Raw genomic sequence first — 20,569 nt, 5'->3', positions numbered from 1 at the left:
ATCTGCGATACCTGGCCCAGAGAAGCAAACCATGAAGTGCGATCGATCGCACTTCTAAAAATACTGGCTTTTTTACTCGGTACTTCGAGCTTTTACCCGTACAAGTTTTCCTGCACGGAACCGTCTAACTTTTGTATTCGAGGTGTCGAACTTTTGATTTGCCTTGCTTTCACTCTGGTTGTCAGACATGACAGTTGCACGGGAAATTTTCGCCACCTTGGATATCCGTCTGCTGCCTCAAATGCAACAGCAGAGGGTTGAAGCACCAAACGGGGAGAATCGGATCTTGCCAAGACCTTTCCGATTGTAGCCTTTCTCACAAAAAATGGAAGTTGTTTTCCATTGTTGGTCAAGAACTAGGAAACTCTGTCAGCTTAGCTTGACAATACTAACTCATGTCCAGCTCTGCTAAATCCTGAGAACGGCCCGCAAAAACTTTGGCACGATCAAACGGCACTGTTTTCTGCGTATATCTGGGTGAACGGCTGCGGCGTAGTTGGCCAGACAGTTAGCAGACAATTTTTGAGTTGCCCAAATTGGAACCAATACAATCCGTGTAGATACACCCATCATTACCCTGTTTCCCTGAATTGAATCATACGCAATCTGCGATTGAATAAAGCTCGTAGCTTTAGTTTTAAGCCGGCAACTCTGGATTAGAGACCGACTCTGACCCCCTATGAAGCGTTGCGGGTTGAGTAGTGCAACAGGGGCTTTCATTGTTAAGTTAGCTCAAATCTCAGAAATTGGGTTTAATTTTGACGTTAAATCACATTAAGTTCTTAACGTCACATTCTTATTTAAGCAGTTCGACACGAGTTTGTCGCGTCAATGGCAAAAACCACCAGGATAAATTCTACTGAGAGTTAACCCGCCACGCAACTCTAGGCTGCGGACTACTCTAAAATTTTTTGGCTTTCGGTTCGCACTTGCGCGATCGCACGGTCTCACAAACAATACAATTCGACATCTCCCGGAAGTATAACTTCACGATTCCTTTAAATACATTGTGACAGTGTGAAGATTCAATAAACTCCTTCCATCAATTTTAGGTAGGATTCCCGAATTGTCTTGATAATTTCAAGCAGACGGAAAAAAATCCCCAGCGGACGTTGATGCAACTGCCTGCAGATGATAACTCCGCCAGGGAAGAAAAATTTACCCAGTTAGCGATGTGCTTGCTATTGTTAGAGAATGCCTAAACCGCAGGATGCGCTTAAAGAAATGGAACGGTAGGACGTTGGTGCGATGCTCAAAATTTTGTTATTATTTACAGCGTGTCATCAGAAAGCACAGAGTCTCGCTTTATCCTCTACGCTGGTTTAAATTATGTGGCTTGACCGTTAGGGGATGAAGCTATCAAGAAAAATTTCCGCTCCCTGTCTATATTGACAACCCAACGAAGGTTTACTAGAAAGACTTCGCCTGATTGAGAGAAAGATTGAGTAATTAATCGGGGCGATATTACCATATCTTTATAGCGTGTGTTTGTAGTCAGGACTCCAGTTGTCTTTATATTGCTGAATAAGCACTAAAGTCCTGACTGCGAAATTAATTTAACCGCGAGACAGATTACTGCTGATTCCGCAGGCGAGGGTTAACAAACTCGTTTAATCCTTCCCCCACCAAAGACAGTCCCACCACCATTAAAGTCATCGCCAAACCGGGAAACAAAGCTGTCCACCAAATGCCAGTAGGTAGCGCATCTAAAGCTAAACGCAAGTCGTGTCCCCATTCGGGAGTTGCTTCGGGAAGTCCTAATCCGAGAAATCCCAAACCTCCTAATGTTAAAATTGCATCGGCAGCGTTGAGCGCAAACAGCACCGGTACGCTCTGAATCACATTCAGAAACAGGTAGCGCGAAAGCACTGTCCAAGTGTCAGCACCCATTGCTCGCGCAGCTTCGACAAACAATTCGGTTTTGACGCTGACGGTATGATTCCTGACGACGCGGTAGTATTGAGGGATGTAGGAAATGCTCAGGGCGATCGCAGCATTCAAAACTCCTTTTCCCACTACAAACGCTAGCGTCAAAGAAAGTAGCAGCCCCGGCAAAGTATAAATTGTATCCATTAAAAATAACAACACTCGATCGAGCTTACCGCCCAAATAACCGCTAACCAAACCCAGCGGCACACCGATAAACAAACTCAAAGCAGTGGCTAAAATTACCACTTGCCAAGCCGCGCGAGAAGCAAACAGCGTGCGGGAAAACACATCGTAACCGCTGCGGCTAGTACCAAACCAATAATTCGCCGACGGCGGTTCGTGGATGGGGTTAATCAAAGCCTCGGTAGGATTTTGCAGCCATCCCCAAGCTTGCATAGCTGGAGACAAAGTGGCTACCAATATAAACACGGCAGTTATTGTCAAACCTGCCCACATCATTTTCATTGAGAGGCTTGACGGTGAGGCACTGTTGAGAAATCGCGGTAGTCGGAGGCGGCTTTGAGCCATAATTGATAATTCGTGCGTCAGATTTGTTTTCATCAGCATATCAATATTTACCGGAAACCATAGGAAGACTTTTGAACCGCAGATGAACACAAATAAACGCAGATGTAATCTTATCTGCGTTTATCTGTGTTCATCCGCTGATATCTGCGGTTAAAAAGTCTTCGCTAATTTGCCTTTCTACAAATTACTGGCAATTAACTCGCGGTACTGGCTTTTCGGCTTAACTCCCTTGAGCTCAGCTACCAAATCTTTGTCTTTGAAATACTGAATAGTCGGCGTACCAATCACGCCAGCATTTTCAGCAATTTCTGGATCTTCTTCAATGTCAATTTCGACGTAGTGGATTTTGCCCTCGAACTCATCTACTACTTTGCTCAAAATCGGCTTGAGGCTGTGGCAAGGCCCGCAACTCGGAGCAGCATATTTGACCACAATCAGTCGATCGCTATCGTGGAACAACTTCCGCAAAGCATAGCCTCCTTCGTGGCGCGTGTCGTTGATATCAAAGTTCGCGCTGGTTTTGCGTACTTTTTGAGCTTCCGGCGCTGCTGTGGGTTGCTCGGATTCCTCGGTTTGATGGAATTCCTGCGTTAAACCATTAACTGACAGCCAACGTTCTGCCAGCATCGCACCCATACAACCGCTGCCGGCTGCGGTGATGGCTTGGCGAAACTCGTGGTCTTGCACGTCGCCGACGGCGTAAACTCCCTCGACGCTGGTTTCTACCGAACCGTGTTTGGTGGCGATATAGCCTACTTCGTCGAGTTCTAGCTGACCTTGGAACAGTTGAGTGTTGGGAGTGTGACCGATCGCGTAAAACAATCCTTTAACCAGCAAATCGCTCTCGGCGCCGGTCTCGATATTTCTAATTCTCACCCCGTCCATTTTGCCGCCCGGTTCGCCCAAGATATCCACTGCTTCGGTGTTCCAGTGCACGGTAATTTTGGGATTGCTCAGCACTCGGTCTTGCATGGCTTTGCTGGCGCGCATTTGATCGCGCCGCACCAGCATATGTACGTGAGAGCCGTATTTTGTCAAATAAATAGATTCTTCCGCTGCGGTGTCGCCCGCGCCGATTACAGCTAAATCTACTCCTTTAAAAAGTGGGGTAGCGCCGTCGCAAATCGCACAGGCCGAAATGCCGTGACTCCAAAATATGTGTTCGCTAGGCAGCCCCAGCCTTTTAGCCGTCGCGCCTGTAGCGATTACTATGGTGTGGGTTTTAATTTCTCTGTCTTCCGATCGCACTGTAAACGGACGCTTGGTCAAATCCACCGAAATTACATCTTCTGTGTATAATTCGGCACCCCAGCGCACTGCTTGAGCTTTCATCCGATCCATGAGTTCTGGCCCGGTGATGCCTTCGGGAAAGCCGGGAAAGTTTTCGACTTCTGTGGTGGTCATCAGTTGACCGCCGGGGACACCTCCCGCTTGGTAGCCTTCAAAGACTATGGGTTTCAGATTTGCCCGACCTGCGTAGATTGCTGCTGTGTAGCCTGCAGGGCCTGAGCCGATAATTACTAGGTTTTCTACGGTTTCGTTGGTCATAGCTATTTAATTAAACTCATAACGACTTCGTTTTACTAATTCTAGCAGAGTTCGATCGAGTTTGGTGGGATGCCATTGTGCGATCGAGCATCTATATCTATTGTTGAGGGTCGATCGGTCTTCGGGGCAATTCCAGCTACTTTAATAAGCAAAAACAATCTAAAAGTCGATTTAGTTTTAAATGTTCGATCTATTTTGACCTCTCAATTCTTAAGAAAATCTAAAGACGACCAAAATTATTGACTTCATTCTCAATTATTTTACCTATTTACTTGCTTTGAGGCTTGTGGTACGATTTTCACAATCCAGGGGCATTATGACTAATTTACGTTTTTGAGGCTGCAAGCTTTTAAAAGCGTAAAATTAACGAATTCGCAAATGTAATAAGTACAATTTTTTATGCAAAATCAGCATTTTATGGTTTAAGAATTGTAACGCAGATTTTGCCAGATTTGACAAAATACAGTATTTGTGGTATGGAAGGTGCAAGCGGGGGGAAATTAGAAGGAAATTTTTAACCGCTTCGGAAGCACAGGCGGGACGCCCGTGCCAGGATAAACATAGAATTTTATAATTGTGTCTAGATGGAGAAAATCAAGATATTGTTTGTGTGCAGTCAGAATAAGTGGAGAAGTTTGACTGCCGAGAAGATATACCAGAAGGTTAGTGGCTACAGCGTGCGATCGGCGGGAACGGAAAAAGGTGCAAGAGTTAGAGTAACTGAGGGTTTGCTGGGCTGGGCAGATTGGATATTTGTGATGGAGAAGAAGCATGGCGATCGACTTCGCAGCAAATTTCCGCAAAGTCTCGAAGGCAAGAAAGTTATTTGCCTGCAAATCCCGGACAATTACCAATATATGGAACCGGAGTTAGTCGAGCTTTTGCAGGCAAAACTCAGCCCATATATGGACATTCCAGATAACGAGATAAATTTTATGCAGCGAGTTTTGGAACCGGAAGTGATGGATTCCTTGGAAGAGGCGATCGAATACGATTCGATGGACTTTACTGAGGTTAATGCTGCTTTTGCTCAGAGTGCTGCGGCCTTGGGGCCAGTTTTTGGAAACGTTTTGGATGCGGGGACGGGTACGGCGAGAATTCCGATCGCACTTTGTCAAATGCGGCCAGCATGGAAATTGACTGGCATTGATTTGTCGGCCAATATGCTGAAAGTCGGGGCCCAAAATGTGGAAAAGGCGGGCGTGCGATCGCAAATTAGTCTCGAATTAATCGATGCTAAGGCAATGCCTTACCCTGACAATTATTTTGACATGGTGATTTCCAACAGCATTATCCACCATTTGCCCGATCCGCTGCCGTTTTTGCAGGAAGTCAAGCGGGTGTTGAAGCCGCAGGGAGCAATTTTTTTGCGGGATTTGCTGCGGCCGGAAAAAGCGGAAATCAGGGATAATTTAGTCAATCTGTATGCGGGAGATTGCAACGCGCATCAGAAACAGTTATTCAGCGATTCGTTGCAAGCAGCATTTACGCTGGATGAAGTTGAGGAGATGATCGAAAATGCCGGGTTGGATGGGTTGAGGATTTATGAATCTTCAGACAGACACTGGACGGCAGAACGTGCTTGGTGCGAGTCTTTGTAGAAAGGGGACGATCGCCAGATCAAATTTTATAGGCAGTATTGCACACGTTTAAGCTAAATACTTGTCCAAATCCGACCAACTGCGAAACCGACCCACGACGCTTCTATTGTCAATTGGGAAGCTGGCGAACAATAACCTAGGAATTCAGACGCTGTTGGTAAGGCATAATCGATTCATGCTCCTTTCCAAAACTGTCTAATCAATAGACCTCTTGCAAAAAAAATATGTGTTATACTTAAAAGTTTGCTCAAGTTTAGGTCAAAATTGGAATTATTGGGTTGATTGGCATCTCCTTAAACTTGCCCACCCTGCTAGATTTAAAAATTGTCTAAACTTTCTATAATAGCACAAAATTATTTTGCAATAGGTCTAATTTATTGTTTAGTCAAGATGCTTAAGCATCTTATAGAAAAAATGTGCGATCGAGGATATGCCGAAAAAGCCCGTTCCGCGACCTGAAAATGAAGAGTCGCATTTGAAGAAGCTCAGGGAAGAACTGGAGATGAGTCAGGAAGATTTGGCGCGAGAGCTTGGCGTTTCGTCGCAAACAATCAGTCGTTGGGAGTTGGGAAAGAATGTACCCACGTTCACCGTCAAGCAGATGAAAGCTTTGGAAAAATTGCTGGCTAGGATCGGCAGGTCGATCGGCGATTTGCCAGACAATCTGTGATCGAAACCATTAACCCTCTTTTGTCACTCTCGTGGTAGTATAAGCAGTGACACACCCCAAAAGCATTGCCAGTCCTATGGTAGAGCCTCGTAAACCAGTACCCACAGTCAAATTTATAGATGAATACTGTCAAATTTACCAAAACATATTTCCAGAAGTTAGGAGCTTTGAAGCTTTTAAGTACTTACATGTCGGTATGATATCAGACATAAAACGCAAAACACTACCATCAATAGCGAAAGTTATAGGGCTAGATAATCATCAAGCCTTACACCATTTTTTAACACAATCACCTTGGGATGTAAAAGAATTAAGTCAGCAACGATTAGAATTAATACTATATGTACTTCAAGGGCGCCCAATAGTACTAATAATTGATGAGACCGGAGATAAAAAAAAGGGGGATACGACTGATTATGTAAAACGACAGTACATTGGAAACTTAGGTAAAACAGATAATGGTATCGTTGCAGTTACAGCGTATGGTGTTTGCTCTGGCATGACTTTTCCTCTATTATTTGAAGTTTATAAACCGAGAGAAAGACTGCAACCAGGAGATGAATACCTAACTAAACCTGAAATTGCCGCGAAAATGATCAAACAATTGCGTGCGATGGGATTTAAATTTAATCTTGTCCTAGCCGATAGTTTATACGGAGAGAGCCGTAAAAATTTTATTCAAATACTAGAGGAATTGAATCTAAATTTTATTGTGGCAATTCGCTCTAACCACAAAGCATGGGGAGTTACAGACGCGAACGTCAAATATTCAAAGTGGCAAAAATTCAAACGTGTCTTCTCTGATTTAAGCTCGGAAGACAGATATATAAGAGAGATTATTTGTGGTGATAATCCGGAAATTAAATATTGGCAAATCACAACTGATAAAGAGGAGCTTCCCAAAAACACTACTTGGTATGTAATGAGTAAATTTCCTAACATTACACCCCGAGAAGTAGGTAATTTTTATGGTTTAAGAACTTGGGTAGAATATGGTTTAAAGCAAAGTAAAAACGAATTAGGATGGGCCGATTTTCGCTTAACTAATTATCCACAAATAGAAAAATGGTGGGAAATTATTTTTAGCGCTTATTTGCTCGTTAGTCTCCACTCTGAACAACTGCTAAAATTACCACCACAATCTGAATCTAATTTTTCATTACATCCTTGGTGAGATCAAGGAAATGGGTGGAAGAATATTCTTAACAACCTCCGTTTAATACTTCAACCATTGGTACTATTTAACTTTATTAAACCTTGGCTACAAGTTTTTAATGTTCCTAAGTTATCTGAGGGCTTTTTTAAACTTCAAATGCTTGTCAATAATTTAACTCGTTCAATTTTTCAAAACCTCAATATCCCTTATTTCCACTTTTCCTCTGCGTAGAGTGACAAAAGAGGGTTAAACAAGCCCACGGATAAATTCGTGGATCGCTTTTTCCAATCTAAAATCTAAAATCTAAAATCACTCGATCGCGCCCTCGGTGTTTAGCTTGATAAAGCGAACGGTCTGCCGCTGCAAGCAGGTTTTCCTGAGAAGTTTCGGGCTGAGGAAACGTGCTCGCTACCCCCAAACTCAGCGTCACGAAAGAACACACCGCTGAATTAAGGTGTTCGATTTCTAGTTTTTTTACGCCCACTCGAATTTGCTCTGCAATCCAAACAGCTATTTCGGACGAAGTGCGGGGTAAAATTACCGCAAATTCTTCACCTCCGTAACGAGCTACCAGAGTCTCCCCCGAAACTGCGCCTGCTGAGTAATTTACAGCCTCAACAATAGTTTTGGCTACCTGTTGCAAACAAGCATCTCCCGCCTGATGTCCGTAAGTATCGTTGTATCTCTTAAAAAAGTCAACATCGCATAAAATCAAAGATAGTTCTGCTGCTGCTTCTCCCAATTCTTGCCATTTTTTCTGTAAGTATTCGTTAAAACAGTGGCGGTTGGCAATCTGAGTTAAGCCATCTAAGTTGGCAAGGCGATACAATTCGGAATTAGCTGCTTTTAATTGAGAATTAGCTGCTTCTAGCTCGGATTGCGTAAGCGATAAATTGTAATAAAGTTCGCTCATAGACCAAGTAGCTTGTTGGTGAATTTGGGATAAAGCTACCCAGAGTTGATGCACGTCTAAAAGTCGGTAAACTTGAGGTTCTAACTGTACAACAATCGGCTCGTAAAGCAGTTCCGGCGGTCGCTGCACGGAGCGCTGAGCTGCCATGACAATTAAGGCTACTCCTGGTAAAATCAAACTATCGGTTTGAGCTATTTGATACAAGGCTATAATCGGTCTGCAAGCAAATATATCTACTCCGTAAGGTCGGCTCATGCGTTCCATAAATCGCCGACGCGATATCATCCCTAAAAATTCGCCATTTACGGTCAAGATAACTCCCGGAAGCAGCGGGTGAGATTGAAACAACCGAGCTACTTCTTTGGCGAGATATGAGGAGTCAACCTGAAAATTGAATAGAGCCAGATCCTTAAGAGTAGACTCTAAAGATAAATTTTGGGGTGAGTTTTCTGCCGAGTTAGACGGCTCAATAAATTCAACAGACACAGCGCAGATCCGAATAAATAATAAAGCAGCAACAAAGCTAGTGTCAACTATTAACTTATATAGCAATCCTAAATGATTATACTCGTTACCAGGCTCTTCCTGGTAACGCATATCCGGAGGAAGAGCCTCGATAGTCTGGGCCGAGGCAGAGCCTCGCTTACATCGGTTCCCAGGCAGAGCTTGGAAGTTAACCAGTTATTGAAACTGATGCGAGGATTGCTATATTAGTATTTATTTGTTGCCATTCGTTGTATTGTTTACTACACTCTTTTTAAGAATGGAATAAGCAGCAGCGTTAGTTTTTGCCGTAGCTGCATGGCATTGATTCCTGGTTCCTAAATTACAGATTTATTGAATAATTCTCTATTTTTTACTAATTTTTTTACGATGGGCTTCTTACGGCGTAAAAAAAACTGATTTCTGCGCCATTACTCAACTCATTGACGGCGCACAAAAACTCAAAAAACCTGGTTTTTAAACCGGGTCGAGGCTGTAACGAGGTTTTGCATAAAAAAACGTGGTTTCTGCCCCAGTTGTCCACTCAAAATTCAAAACTAAACCTTCCCTCACCACCCCCAAGTTTCAGGCCCTCCCTTAAACGGGCCGACAATATCTTTGGTAATCCAGCCGCCGTAAAAATCCCCTGGTTGAGATTGCACTAATTCCCCGTCCACATAACAGGCATCCATCTTGCTTGGATAAAAAGCCACATAATCTTTAATAGCTGCAAAAACCTGATTAGGATTGGGATAAAACCAAGCAGCATTTACTACTTCTTTCGACTCTACCGTCACAGTGTAATAACCGGCTTGTCCCTTCCACTCGCACCAAGAACCCCGTAAAGTTTTGTGCAAATATTCCATTTTGATGTCATCGGGGCAGATATAGTAGGCAGGAGGGTGACTGGTCTCCAATACCCGCTGAGGACGGCGCGTGTCGGCGATCGTCACTCCATTAAAAATTATCTGTACGTGTTTGGTCGATTCCTCAAGCCGAGGGGGACGTGGGTAATCCCAAACAGACTCTTGACCAGGGCCGGGCTCTATTCGATCGAAGTTCATTTGCACCATCTCCCCTGCAAAAAAAACAATTAGCGACTTAGCATTACAATTTAATGTACCCTTAATCGAGTCGCTGCTTCAGAGTAAACCAGCTTTTCTCCACTCTTCGTCATATGAGTATTCGCGGTATAGATGTTTCCGACTACCAGCCCAATGTCAATTGGTCAGCAGTTGCCCGGGATGGTATCACCTTCAGTTTTGTCAAATCGACCGAGGGTGCAACGTTCGTTGCCCAAACTTTCGCTCGCAATTGGGTGGCGATGAAAGCGGCGGGGATTCAACGCGGTGCTTACCACTTTTTTCGACCTGCAAGCAGCATTCAAGGACAAATAGATTTGTTCTTGAAAACTGTAAAACTCGAAGCGGGGGATTTGCCGCCAGTCTTGGATATCGAAACTACAGGCGGTTTGACTGCGACTCAATTGTGCGATCGAGCCGCAATTTGGTTAGAAGCAGTCGAAAAAGCCACGTTGATGCGGCCGATTATCTACACCTACCCCGGTTTCTGGGACAACCTGGGGACAACACGGTTTGCCGATTACCCGCTGTGGATTGCTCACTATACCAGTGCTGAGGAACCTTGGGTTCCCGGCGGCTGGAAAACTTGGACTTTTTGGCAGTACAGCGACAGCGGCAGCGTCTCCGGCGTATCGGGCAATGTAGACACCAATATTTATGAAAGCGTCCGAGAAGGCGCCGTAAGTTATAAAGTTGCAGACATCCAGAGGGAATTAAGAATTAAAGGTTTCTATCAAGGCGCGATGGACGGCAAATTTGGAGCCACCACCACAGCGGCGCTCATCTCATTTCAGAAATCTCAAGGTCTCAATCCAGACGGCATTGCCAGCCTAAAAACCTGGGCCGCTTTGATGCGAAAATCTCCCAAAGTAATTGTCCCCCCTCCAGCCCCGACACCCGTCCCGCAGCCGACTCCTTCTCCGACTCCCACTCCCATCTCAGACGTGCGGCTGACTCAGGTATTCTCGTCTTATCAAGCTAAGGCTAGCCAAGATACTGCCTTAATTTGGCTGCAAAGTCAGGTTACTCCCTCTGTTTTAGGGCAATTTGCTCAAAAATGGCGGGCAACTACCTTACCTCCAGACAGTAATTTGCGATTGATAGATGTGGGCAAATTTTATCGCGGTTTAGCACAACAAGACCAAGCTTTAGATTGGCTGCAAAAACAACTTTCTCCAGCTATTATTACCGAGTTTGCACAAAAATGGCGCTCTCAATCTGTCACTAATTCTCCGATTCGGCTGATAGATGCGTGCAAATTTTATCGGGCCGCACCCCAGCAAAACCAGGCTTTAGATTGGCTGGAAGGGCGAATTTCGCCGACCATTCTATCAGAGTTTTTTCGCCGGTGGCAGAATGCGAGTCGATTATAGATTATAGATTTTAGATTGACTCTACAGATGAATCTTGTGATGTAAAATTTTAGATGGGAACTCTACTCTAAAGATGAGTGTGGGAACGATCGATTAGATTATAGATTGTAGATTGACTCTACAGATGAATCTTGGGATTTTAGATGGAAACTCTACTCTAAAGATGAGTCTGGGGGCGCTCGATTTGAGATGTGAGCTTTTTAATTGGAGATTGACCAAAAGCATCCAGGATACAAGCCCCCGGATTTATTCCGAAAGCAGACTCAGTACCCAGAAATAAAAAACCTGTAAGCTGTCGCGCATTTAAATTGTAGATTGAGGGCGGGCGGGACGCCCAACCCCTACTCCCCACAAGACTTTAAAATTTTTTGACATACCATTTAAATGCCGCAACAGCTTATCCGATGAAACTTGCCCCCCGAATTTATCCGTGGGGTCAATACTTCAATGCTTTAATCTAAAATCTAAAATCGATTGACTCCCCATTAAAATTCGTCAAATCCTCTCCCTCTGTCCCCGCATCCCCATCGGACTCTCGAACATAACAGACAATCTCTGGCTTAAGCTGTCGCGCATTTAAATTGTATATTCAGGGCGGGCGGGACGCCCAACCCCTACTCCCCACAAGACTTTAATTTTTTTTGACATACCCTTTAAATGCCGCAACAGCTTAGCTACAGCTTACTCGCATCTTTGACGCCAAGAGAATTATCTGATAAAGTTATAGCGACTATCAAGGTTTTTTAATCTTATTGGGAAAAATCCAGGGCCGTGCCGAGTTTGTAAGCTGCGCCGAAAATAGCGCCTGCACTCCAATTACCCGCGATCGAACATTTAAAACTAAGCGGGCAGCCTGTAACAATTATATCTATGGAAATCCCCTTTAACATCACCCTGTTGATGGTCATGACCGTCATCTGTGGCATCAGCGCTCAAGTTATCGCCGCCTATCTGAAAGTTCCGGCGATCGTCTTTTTGCTGTTGTTTGGCATTTTAGCCGGCCCAGACTGCTTGGGAGTGCTGCACCCGAATCTGCTGGGCAGCGGTTTGGAAGTTATGGTATCCCTTTGCGTAGCTTTAATTCTGTTTGAAGGCGGCTTGAATTTGGAATTGCGAGATTTGGGCAAACTTTCCGGCAGCATCCGCAATTTAGTTACCGTAGGCACTTTAATTACGCTAATTGGCGGCGGAATGGCCGCACACTGGTTGGGGGAATTTCCCTGGCCGATCGCATTTTTGTATGCTTCTCTAGTAGTCGTCACCGGCCCGACAGTAATCGGCCCTTTGCTCAAACAAGTATCCGTTGACAAAAAAGTTGCCGCCTTGCTAGAAGCAGAAGGCGTTTTAATCGATCCTGTCGGGGCAATTCTGGCAGTCTTGGTGCTGAATATTATTTTGAACGGCAATGCTGATTTGGTGGTTTTGTTCCGAGATTTAATCGTGCGACTATTAGTTGGCGCCGTCATCGGAGTTGCGGGAGGTTGGCTGCTGGGATTCATTCTCAAGCGATCGCAATTTCTCTCAGAAGACCTCAAAAACTTAGTAGTTTTAGCCGGTTTGTGGGGATTTTTCGGGTTAGCAGAAGAAATCCGCAGCGAATCGGGACTGATGGCAACAGTGGTATCCGGCATCGTCCTCAGAGCCGCTGCTGTGCCGGAAGAAAGGCTGCTGAGGAGGTTTAAAGGTCAACTCACAGTCCTGGCTATTTCCATGCTGTTCGTGCTGCTGGCGGCCGATTTATCCCTCGCTAGTGTGGTCGCCCTCGGTTGGGGAAGTTTGTTTACAGTTTTAGCTTTAATGTGGGTAGTGCGGCCGATCAACGTTTGGCTGTGTACTTGGAACAGCGGACTGAATTGGCGGCAGAAATTATTTGTTTGTTGGGTAGCGCCGAGGGGAATTGTCTCAGCGTCGATCGCATCTTTATTTGCAATTTTGCTCACCCAGCGGGGAATCAACGGCGGCGACTCGATTAAAGCCTTAGTTTTCCTAACAATTATTATGACAGTTTTCGTCCAGGGACTAACGGCCGGAGCGATCGCTCAACTTTTGGGCATCACCTCAAAATCCGCAACCGGTGCTGCAATTGTGGGGTCAAATCCTTTGAGCAGATTAATTGCTCGCTTGTTTCAAGAACGGGGAGAATCGGTGGCAATTATCGACACAAATCCCGAAGCTTGCGCGCAAGCAGAACGAGAGGGTTTGCGCGTGTTTTTGAGCAGTGCTCTGGATCACAGCGTGTTAGAAGAAGCCGGACTGGAGTCGATGGGAACTTTTCTGGCAATGACTAACAACGGCGAGGTAAACTTAGTGTTAGCTCAGAGAGCAGCCGAAGAGTTTGCACCGCCGAGGGTTTTGGCAATATTCCCCAAAGATCCGCAAGCAAATACGCCTGCTAATCAGAGTAAAATCAATCAAGCTTTTGTCTCCGATTTGTCGCTGAAGGATTGGAACGAATATTTGAGCGACGGCGAAGTGAAATTGGGGGAAACTGAGTTAAAAACAGAGGGATTGCAGTTTCAGATTGCTCACTTACAAGCTTTAGTTAAAGCCGGGGAGTTAGCGCCGCTGCTGCTGGAAAGGCAGGGGTATTTGCAAGTAGTCTCGGCGACCCAGATTTGGCAAGCAGGCGATCGAATTATTTATTTGCTGTACGATCCGACACCGAAATTGTTGAAAAGATTGTCTGGTTCGTCGCAGTCTCGCTTGACTTTGGAAAAGCATCAGGTAGTTGAAGAAGTGCCGATTCCTTCTCCGGTTTTAGAGGAGGTTTTGGAGTCAGCGGAAATAGCAAAGGATGCTAAAGTTTTGCAGCCGCCAGTTTCGCGGTAATGGTTATTATCCCCGATCGTACTCTGTAATCTGCTTGTCGCGATCATCCTTACTCTGCCTCCCCAATCAAAGTAAATGCCGCCCAATTTCGCGGCTGGGGATGAGTTTTCATCGTAGTTAACATTGCTTGCCGCAATGCCTGCGCTTTGTCGGGATTATTTTGCAAGTTGTGATAAAATGCCTGCATCAATTCCGATGTCGGCGCATCGGGAACCGCCCATAAAGAAACAATCACGCTGGGAACGCCTGCCGAAATCAAAGCGCGCGACAAACCAATCACGCCATCCCCGGTAATCCTGCCTTCTCCAGTGTTGCAAGCACTCAAAACGACTAAGCTTGCTTGCAGTTTCATGTCAAAAATCTCTTCTGCGGTCAATAAGCCGTTGTCAGTACCAGAAGGAGCCAGGGCGATCGCACTTCCCAATCCATTTACATCATCAAGCAATCCATGCGTTGCTAAGTGAATAATCGATGCTTGGGGCATTTTTTGGACGATCGCAGCTTTTGTCCCTTGTGCGCCTGTAATGGCTTGGGTGTTGAGCAGAGGCGCGATCACGATCGCTTCAGCTTGGGCCCCAGGTAGAGGAGACAATTGCCGTTTGGGTTCTCCTGGAGAGGGAGACACGCTCGGCATCGTAGGATTGCCCAATACTAGAGCATTACCGCGATCGTTGGCTGGATTCTGTACTAACTTCTGCCGTTGCTGTCGAGTCAAATCCAAAACTTGAATCGAAGGGGCGGTGAGAATCGTGTGTTTTTCGATTAAGTAAGTACCGTTGGCATCAAGGAGGGCGGGGAAAGGTACTTGGAACAGTGAACGTTGAGGAATGAAAATGACATGAGCATTGGGATCTTTTGGTAGGAGACTGGCAATTGGGTCAATCAGCAGTTGATGCAGCGTCGGTAAGTTGGGTTGGGGTTGGGTGGAGCTCAGGCTGCTGCGACTGCGAACGGCAAGAAACTCCTGATTGCCAATAATTAGATCGGTTAGAGAGGCTTTGTGCTGTTGCCAAAGGGGTTTGAGGTCAACCTCACGGAAGGTAATTTCGCCCGTGGGTTGAATCACCCAAATGTAGAGCGCGGATTCTCGCGTTTGTTGTTTGCCCTGAATCTGGAACTCGTCGTAGATGATGGAATACTGCACCAAAGTGGCGTTCTGTGCTTTGGCTATTTGGCGGATTTGATCTTGGTTGGGAGAAGTGTTAATCACCGGATTGGTAGAACCTGAAGATAAGCGTTCTGTCAGGAGATCGACAAAGGCACGGGCACGTCCCCGTTCGGCAATTTCTAAAGCGGAGATCGGGTTATTCTGAGCCACTCGGACTTGTTGTAGAACGCGATAGGTGCGAGCTTGTTCTTCAAAGATGGAGATTTTATTGGCATGGTTGGAGCCGAGCATTTGCCGCATCGATTCCCAAACTTGAATCGCATTCACGAGCATTTTTTCAGATTCTGTGGGGTTGCCAGCCTTTAAGAACGACCCTCCGAGGTTGTTGAACGCCGTACCTTCTCCTTGGCGGTCTTTAATTTCGCGGGCGATGACTAACTGTTGCTGTGAATACTCAATCGCTTTGGCATAGTCGCCCAGCTTTAGGTAAGTGGCTCCCAAATTGCCTAATGCCCCACCCTCCCCTTGGCGGTCTTTAATTTCGCGGGCGATGACTAACCACTGCTGTGAATACTCAATGGCTTTGGCATAGTCGCCCACATATAGGTAAGCGACTCCCAACTTGCCTACTGCCTCACCTTCCCCTTTGCGGTCTTTAAGTTCGCGGGCGATGGCTAAACTCTGCTGTATATACTCAATGGCTTTGGCATCGTAGCCAAGCTTTAGGTAAGCACCTCCCAAATTGCCGAGTGCAACACCCTCCCCTTGGCGGTCTTTAATTTCGCGGGCGATGGCTAACTGTTGCTGTGAATACTCAATGGCTTTGGCCGAGTTGCCCAGAGAGAGGTAAGCGGCTCCCAAATTGCCTAATGCCCCACCCTCCCCTTTGCGGTCTTTAAGTTCGCGGGCGATGACTAACCACTGCTGTGTATACTCGGTGGCTTTGGCATAGTTTCCTAGATTGATGTAAGCGACTCCCAAAGTGCCTAATGCCCCACCCTCCCCTTTGCGGTCTTTAAGTTCGCGGGCGATGGCTAAACTCTGCTGCCCATACTCAATGGCTTTGGCATCGTTTCCTAGATTGATGTAAGCATTTCCCAAATTGCCTAGTACCGAACCCTCCCCTTCGCGGTCTTTCATTTCGCGGGCGATGGCTAAACTCTGCTGCCCATACTCAATAGCTTTGGCATAGTCGCCCAGAGAGTAGTAAGCATTTCCCAAATTGCCTAGTACCGAACCCTCCCCTTTGCGGTCTTTAATTTCGCGGGCGATGGCTAAACTCTGCTGTGAATAATCAATGGCTTTGGCATCGTTGCCCTGATAGAAGTAAGCGAGTCCTAAAATGCGTAATGCTACACCCTCCGTCTTGCGGTCTTTAATTTCGCGGGCGATGGCTAAACTCTGCTGTGAATACTCAATGGCTTTGGCATCGTTGCCCAAAGAGAGGTAAGCCAATCCTAAAATGCCCAGTGCCCCACCCTCCCCTCGGCGGTTTTTGAGAGCGCGATAAATTTGCAGTGCCTGTTGCCAAGAATTCAGCGCTGCGGGGAATTGGCTAGTCTGATACTGTTGCTGGCCCTGCTGCATTAGCCGATCGCCCTCTGCTTTACGAGCATCCGTAGTTTGAGCGATCGCTGGGAAGAGAGAGTCAGGAGTAGTTAATAGGGGGATAGTGGCAAGCACGAACAGGGAAATGGAAGCTAGGAAAACATGAGTGAGCCTAGAGTGGGTTGATTTGAGTCGCTTAAATGGGGAATACAGCATAGAATTCTAGAGTTGGAATTTAGAGAATTAGCCCAATCGCTCTTTCTGCCGTCGTCGTGCGATCGGGCTAATTCTGCCACAGGCGATCGACTTTCATAGAAGTTTACTCTGCCTCCCCAATCTCGCGGCCGGGATGAGGACTCAAATGTGAATTAGAGGACAATTTTAGCGATCGCGCGATCGGTTTGAATCAAACCATTATCCGCTGGTATAGTCAAATCCAACATCAAAACCTGGCGTGTTTAAATCGTCTCTATCCAGAGCCGTCTGCTCTAATGCTCGATTAATGTCCGCAGGACTTAAGTGGGGATTTGCAATGCTATCCTGTTAACCCATTTCGATTAGCTGTTGTCGTCAAAATGTACTCAACTTGAGCCGGAGTTAAAGTCGGATTAGCATTCAAAACTAAAGCCGCTACACCAGCTACGTGTGGCGTTGCCATAGATGTGCCAGTTAGGGTGTCATAGGTGCTATAGGGAGTTGTAGAATAGATGTCTACTCCCGGAGCAACTAGGTAATCCAAAGCTGTGGAACCCGCACGGTTAGAGTCGTAATCCATGCTGCCGTTTATATCAATACTCCCCACGGCAATTCCCCAGCGATCGGCATTACGAGCTGGATAAGCTGGTTGCTCAACACCCAAATTTCCGGCTGCCATAACCACAAGAGAGCCTTTGTTATTTGCATACTCAATTGCGTTATTTATTACGTTGGAAGGGACAAACTCATTTCCCAAGCTAAGGTTAATTACATTTGCTCCATTATCAGCAGCATAGCGGATTCCAGTAGCAACATTATTCGGATTCCCACTGCCCAAGGCTGGCAACACTCTGACAGGCATAATCTTAGCATTGGGCGCAACTCCTGTGATGCCAAAATCATTTCGTTCCGCCGCGATCGCACCTGCTATGTGAGTCCCGTGACCGTCTAAATCCAGATCCATTGGGTTGTTGTCGCTAGCCACAAAATCCCAACCCCGAATATCATCAACATATCCGTTGCCATCGTCATCGATACCATTTTCCGCAATTTCACCAGTATTCTGCCAAATATTGTCATCCAAGTCAGGATGGGTGTAGTCAACACCAGTATCGATGACAGCTACAACAATCCCATTTCCTGTAATGTTCTGATTCCAAACTTCCGGTGCATTTATGACATCTAGCGCCCCATTAGTCCCGCCCAAACCGGGAACATCAGGGAAAGGATTTGAGCTGTTTAAGGTAGTGGAAACTGCTGCATTTGCATTCACTAAACCGTAGCCGTAATTACTATTAAAAGTGCCGCTAGGTGTGGGAATATTTAGTTCAGGAATAGAGGTTGCAGAAAGATTCAGGTTGTAATTAGTAGAGTTGTCTAAGAAGCTAGAGACTTGGACATAGTATGTTCCTGGAGCCAGATTGGGTACATTAATGACATCCGGGCTGGTGCCAATCTCAAGAGAGTAGTCAATAGTTTCTCCCAAATCAACTACACCGTTGCGGTTTCTATCTTGAATTAGCTTTACGTCAGCATCCGCTCTCAAACCGTCTAGACGCAGGTTAAAATTGCTTTTAGTGTTGATATCGAATCGATAGAAATGGTTGGAATCTCCAACTCCGACAAAATCAGTTAAGCTGATGCTACCATTCTCAACACCAAGAATATTACGAGCAGTCGAAAGAGAGTTACCTGGATCGGAGAAATTCAACCCAGAATCAGATATCGTTCCTGTTAGTGGATCTGCATTTGCGATCGGCGATTGTGACTGCGGTTTGAGTTGAGCATCGCCCGCAGAGACACTGAGGCCCTCGCCTGCATTAGCTACAATAAAATCTGCTATCTGTTTGTGTTGGTCGATGCTAGATGCTGTGGGATTAGTCAAGCTAGATTCAGCACTATAACCAGGAATATTCAATGGATCTATCGCTCCGTTGAGCAAGTCATTGTTAGCCGGAAATGTTGATGTGGCGAGATTGTTTTGCTGTTGATTGAAATAAAGGCGATCGTTAGAATTAGTTGTGATGTCTAACATAATTTAAAACCTCAGATATTTAGATTCATTCTTGATTTAAATCTTACGCAGCACAGATCAAAAAATCATTCGTTATACCCACAGACTCGATCGAGTACGGGGTGCAAAATAGATTGCGGGAAAGTGCAAAGTATGTGAATATGTAGAGTAGATGGTTCACTTCCATCAGTCTTAAGATTGAGACGCGATCGCGAACAAAGATTCATTCCACAGTCCGCCAGGGAATTAATTCCCTGTCTCATAGCGCAAGTCCTCTAAAAGAGGACTAAAGAATATAACTCATTAGTCCTCTTTCAGATATAAATGTCGCTTTTAGGCACAGAAGTTTTTAAGAGCCATTGATGAGGAATTTATTCCTCGCTACGAAGCTATAACAAGTGATTAAAATCCCGGAGCAGAGATAATACTACCTTGAATATCAGCCACTCTTGCATCTTCCACAAAGCCTACTATCTCGCCGGAATTCCTCACTTTAATTAGAGTGCCTTGACTCTGTATCGGTTGAGTATCTAATGTACCGGGCGGGGTCAATAGGTTAAAAATTTCTGGTGCATCAAAATCCAATAAAACTGTGATGTTTGTCACGTATTGCAAGTCTACATCGCTAGCATTCAAACCGCCTGCCAATCCAATTTGATCGACGCCAACTCTGAAACCTAGAATTAAATCCGCATTATTGACATCTGTAACTCCGGGTTCTGCTTGGATGACGTACAAGTTGCTGCCCCCAATTTTGATTGAATAATTATCATCCAAACCTGCTAAAAAATCCTGACCCAAACCTCCCACCAGAGTGTCATTTCCGCTACCGCTGATTAACAAATCATTGCCTCTGCCGCCCAAGAGAATATCGTTTCCTGCATCACCTATTATAAAATCTGCATCTTGACCGCCACTGAGAGAATCATTTCCATCTTCTCCAGTCAGGAAGTCTTTACCTTTCCCTCCGAATAAAGAATCGTTGCCCAAATCCCCGCTGATAAAATCTTCTCCTTCATTGCCATAAACCAAATCATTAGCTGTTGAGCCAGTGACGAAATCGTCACCTGCAAGCATCCAAGCTCCCAAAGGAAAATTAGCTGCATCGGCGATCGACAAAGTAACAAATTCGGATGTATTGTCGCCAATTAATCGTCGAGATTCTAACGGATCGGGTTGTAAAGTCATAAAAAAATCCTCTTAACACTTGACTTAAATCTTAAGCAACCCAGATCGGAAAATCATTCGTTATACCCACAGACTTGATTAAGTATGAGGTGCAAAATAAATTGCGGGAAAGTGCAAAGTATGTGAATATGTAGAGTAGATGGTTCACTTCCATCCGTTTTGAGATTGAGACGCGATCGCGAATAAAGATTCATTCCACAGTCCGCCAGGGAATTAATTCCCTGTCTCATAGTGCAAGTCCTCTCAAAGAGGACTGAAGAATATAACTCATTAGTTCTCTTGCAGACAATATTTACGCACTCCGACCAAAAAAAACGGGTTTTTTACGGGAGCATCTCAAATATGTAATGAGTATAAATACTATTCAGGCCAAAGCGAAATTTAAATAAGCACAACGATGTTTC

13 protein-coding genes and 1 pseudogene are annotated in these 20,569 nt (G+C 45.4%); 5 read left to right on the top strand and 9 right to left on the bottom strand.

Annotated elements, in window-relative coordinates; genetic code table 11:
- Positions 1 to 92: 92 nt before the first annotated feature.
- The 3 genes from QUA83_RS17575 to trxB form a co-directional block, all read right to left on the bottom strand.
- A complete protein-coding gene (locus QUA83_RS17575) occupies positions 93 to 293 on the bottom strand; it encodes a hypothetical protein (RefSeq protein ID WP_333294744.1) in 201 nt (66 codons plus the stop codon).
- Positions 294 to 1,572: 1,279 nt separating this feature from the next.
- Complete coding sequence (locus QUA83_RS17570; protein WP_333238056.1) at positions 1,573 to 2,457, bottom strand: ABC transporter permease; 885 nt, start codon at positions 2,455 to 2,457, stop codon at positions 1,573 to 1,575.
- 177 nt (positions 2,458 to 2,634) lie between these two features.
- Positions 2,635 to 4,005 (bottom strand): thioredoxin-disulfide reductase, encoded by a 1,371-nt coding sequence (gene trxB, locus QUA83_RS17565; RefSeq protein ID WP_333294742.1) that lies wholly within the window; start codon positions 4,003 to 4,005, stop codon positions 2,635 to 2,637.
- 635 nt (positions 4,006 to 4,640) lie between these two features.
- Between trxB and QUA83_RS17560 the strand changes: the two genes are divergently transcribed.
- The 3 genes and pseudogenes from QUA83_RS17560 (at position 4,641) to QUA83_RS17550 (ending at position 7,663) form a co-directional block, all read left to right on the top strand.
- The gene (locus QUA83_RS17560; protein WP_333294740.1) at positions 4,641 to 5,606 is read left to right on the top strand and encodes a methyltransferase domain-containing protein; all 966 of its coding nucleotides are present in this window, start codon (positions 4,641 to 4,643) and stop codon (positions 5,604 to 5,606) included.
- A 430-nt stretch (positions 5,607 to 6,036) separates the two neighbouring features.
- Positions 6,037 to 6,276, top strand: a complete 240-nt coding sequence (locus QUA83_RS17555) for a helix-turn-helix transcriptional regulator (protein ID WP_333294737.1) — start codon at positions 6,037 to 6,039, stop codon at positions 6,274 to 6,276.
- Between the two features lie 76 nt (positions 6,277 to 6,352).
- Positions 6,353 to 7,663 (top strand): annotated as a pseudogene (locus QUA83_RS17550) (IS701 family transposase).
- A 58-nt stretch (positions 7,664 to 7,721) separates the two neighbouring features.
- Here the strand turns inward: QUA83_RS17550 and QUA83_RS17545 are convergent.
- Both QUA83_RS17545 and QUA83_RS17540 read right to left on the bottom strand, forming a co-directional pair.
- Complete coding sequence (locus QUA83_RS17545) at positions 7,722 to 8,942, bottom strand: diguanylate cyclase domain-containing protein (RefSeq protein WP_333294735.1); 1,221 nt, start codon at positions 8,940 to 8,942, stop codon at positions 7,722 to 7,724.
- A 455-nt stretch (positions 8,943 to 9,397) separates the two neighbouring features.
- The gene (locus tag QUA83_RS17540; RefSeq protein WP_333294733.1) at positions 9,398 to 9,892 is read right to left on the bottom strand and encodes a DUF427 domain-containing protein; all 495 of its coding nucleotides are present in this window, start codon (positions 9,890 to 9,892) and stop codon (positions 9,398 to 9,400) included.
- A 113-nt stretch (positions 9,893 to 10,005) separates the two neighbouring features.
- Between QUA83_RS17540 and QUA83_RS17535 the strand changes: the two genes are divergently transcribed.
- Complete coding sequence (locus tag QUA83_RS17535) at positions 10,006 to 11,283, top strand: GH25 family lysozyme (protein ID WP_333294732.1); 1,278 nt, start codon at positions 10,006 to 10,008, stop codon at positions 11,281 to 11,283.
- Between the two features lie 870 nt (positions 11,284 to 12,153).
- Positions 12,154 to 14,112: a cation:proton antiporter domain-containing protein gene (locus QUA83_RS17530; protein WP_333294731.1), complete on the top strand. Its 1,959-nt coding sequence runs from the start codon at positions 12,154 to 12,156 to the stop codon at positions 14,110 to 14,112.
- A gap of 49 nt (positions 14,113 to 14,161) precedes the next feature.
- Here QUA83_RS17530 and QUA83_RS17525 read toward each other — a convergent pair whose 3' ends face one another.
- From QUA83_RS17525 to QUA83_RS17510, 4 genes are all read right to left on the bottom strand, one after another.
- Entirely contained in the window at positions 14,162 to 16,984 is a 2,823-nt protein-coding gene (locus tag QUA83_RS17525; protein ID WP_333294729.1) for a CHAT domain-containing tetratricopeptide repeat protein, read from the bottom strand.
- Positions 16,985 to 17,303: 319 nt separating this feature from the next.
- Positions 17,304 to 18,998, bottom strand: coding sequence for a S8 family serine peptidase (locus QUA83_RS17520; RefSeq protein ID WP_333294728.1), 1,695 nt, complete (start codon positions 18,996 to 18,998; stop codon positions 17,304 to 17,306).
- Positions 18,999 to 19,063: 65 nt separating this feature from the next.
- The gene (locus tag QUA83_RS17515; protein WP_333294726.1) at positions 19,064 to 19,240 is read right to left on the bottom strand and encodes a hypothetical protein; all 177 of its coding nucleotides are present in this window, start codon (positions 19,238 to 19,240) and stop codon (positions 19,064 to 19,066) included.
- A gap of 139 nt (positions 19,241 to 19,379) precedes the next feature.
- Entirely contained in the window at positions 19,380 to 20,165 is a 786-nt protein-coding gene (locus QUA83_RS17510; protein ID WP_333294725.1) for a calcium-binding protein, read from the bottom strand.
- Positions 20,166 to 20,569: the final 404 nt, after the last annotated feature.

The sequence above is a fragment of the Microcoleus sp. K1-B1 genome, assembly GCF_036704705.1.
Lineage (GTDB): Bacteria > Cyanobacteriota > Cyanobacteriia > Cyanobacteriales > Microcoleaceae > Microcoleus.
The sequence above is the reverse complement of the archived record's forward strand: the minus strand, read 5'-3'. Positions and strand labels throughout refer to the sequence as shown.

What these genes read in the sequence shown, in the direction of transcription:
- QUA83_RS17570 (WP_333238056.1), bottom strand. Translation starts at nt 2,457, where the DNA reads ATGGCTCAAAGCCGCCTCCGACTACCGCGATTTCTCAACAGTGCCTCA.
- trxB (WP_333294742.1), bottom strand. Translation starts at nt 4,005, where the DNA reads ATGACCAACGAAACCGTAGAAAACCTAGTAATTATCGGCTCAGGCCCT.
- QUA83_RS17555 (WP_333294737.1), top strand. Translation starts at nt 6,037, where the DNA reads ATGCCGAAAAAGCCCGTTCCGCGACCTGAAAATGAAGAGTCGCATTTG.
- QUA83_RS17545 (WP_333294735.1), bottom strand. Translation starts at nt 8,942, where the DNA reads ATGCGTTACCAGGAAGAGCCTGGTAACGAGTATAATCATTTAGGATTG.
- QUA83_RS17540 (WP_333294733.1), bottom strand. Translation starts at nt 9,892, where the DNA reads ATGAACTTCGATCGAATAGAGCCCGGCCCTGGTCAAGAGTCTGTTTGG.
- QUA83_RS17535 (WP_333294732.1), top strand. Translation starts at nt 10,006, where the DNA reads ATGAGTATTCGCGGTATAGATGTTTCCGACTACCAGCCCAATGTCAAT.
- QUA83_RS17530 (WP_333294731.1), top strand. Translation starts at nt 12,154, where the DNA reads ATGGAAATCCCCTTTAACATCACCCTGTTGATGGTCATGACCGTCATC.
- QUA83_RS17525 (WP_333294729.1), bottom strand. Translation starts at nt 16,984, where the DNA reads ATGCTGTATTCCCCATTTAAGCGACTCAAATCAACCCACTCTAGGCTC.
- QUA83_RS17520 (WP_333294728.1), bottom strand. Translation starts at nt 18,998, where the DNA reads ATGTTAGACATCACAACTAATTCTAACGATCGCCTTTATTTCAATCAA.
- QUA83_RS17515 (WP_333294726.1), bottom strand. Translation starts at nt 19,240, where the DNA reads ATGAGACAGGGAATTAATTCCCTGGCGGACTGTGGAATGAATCTTTGT.
- QUA83_RS17510 (WP_333294725.1), bottom strand. Translation starts at nt 20,165, where the DNA reads ATGACTTTACAACCCGATCCGTTAGAATCTCGACGATTAATTGGCGAC.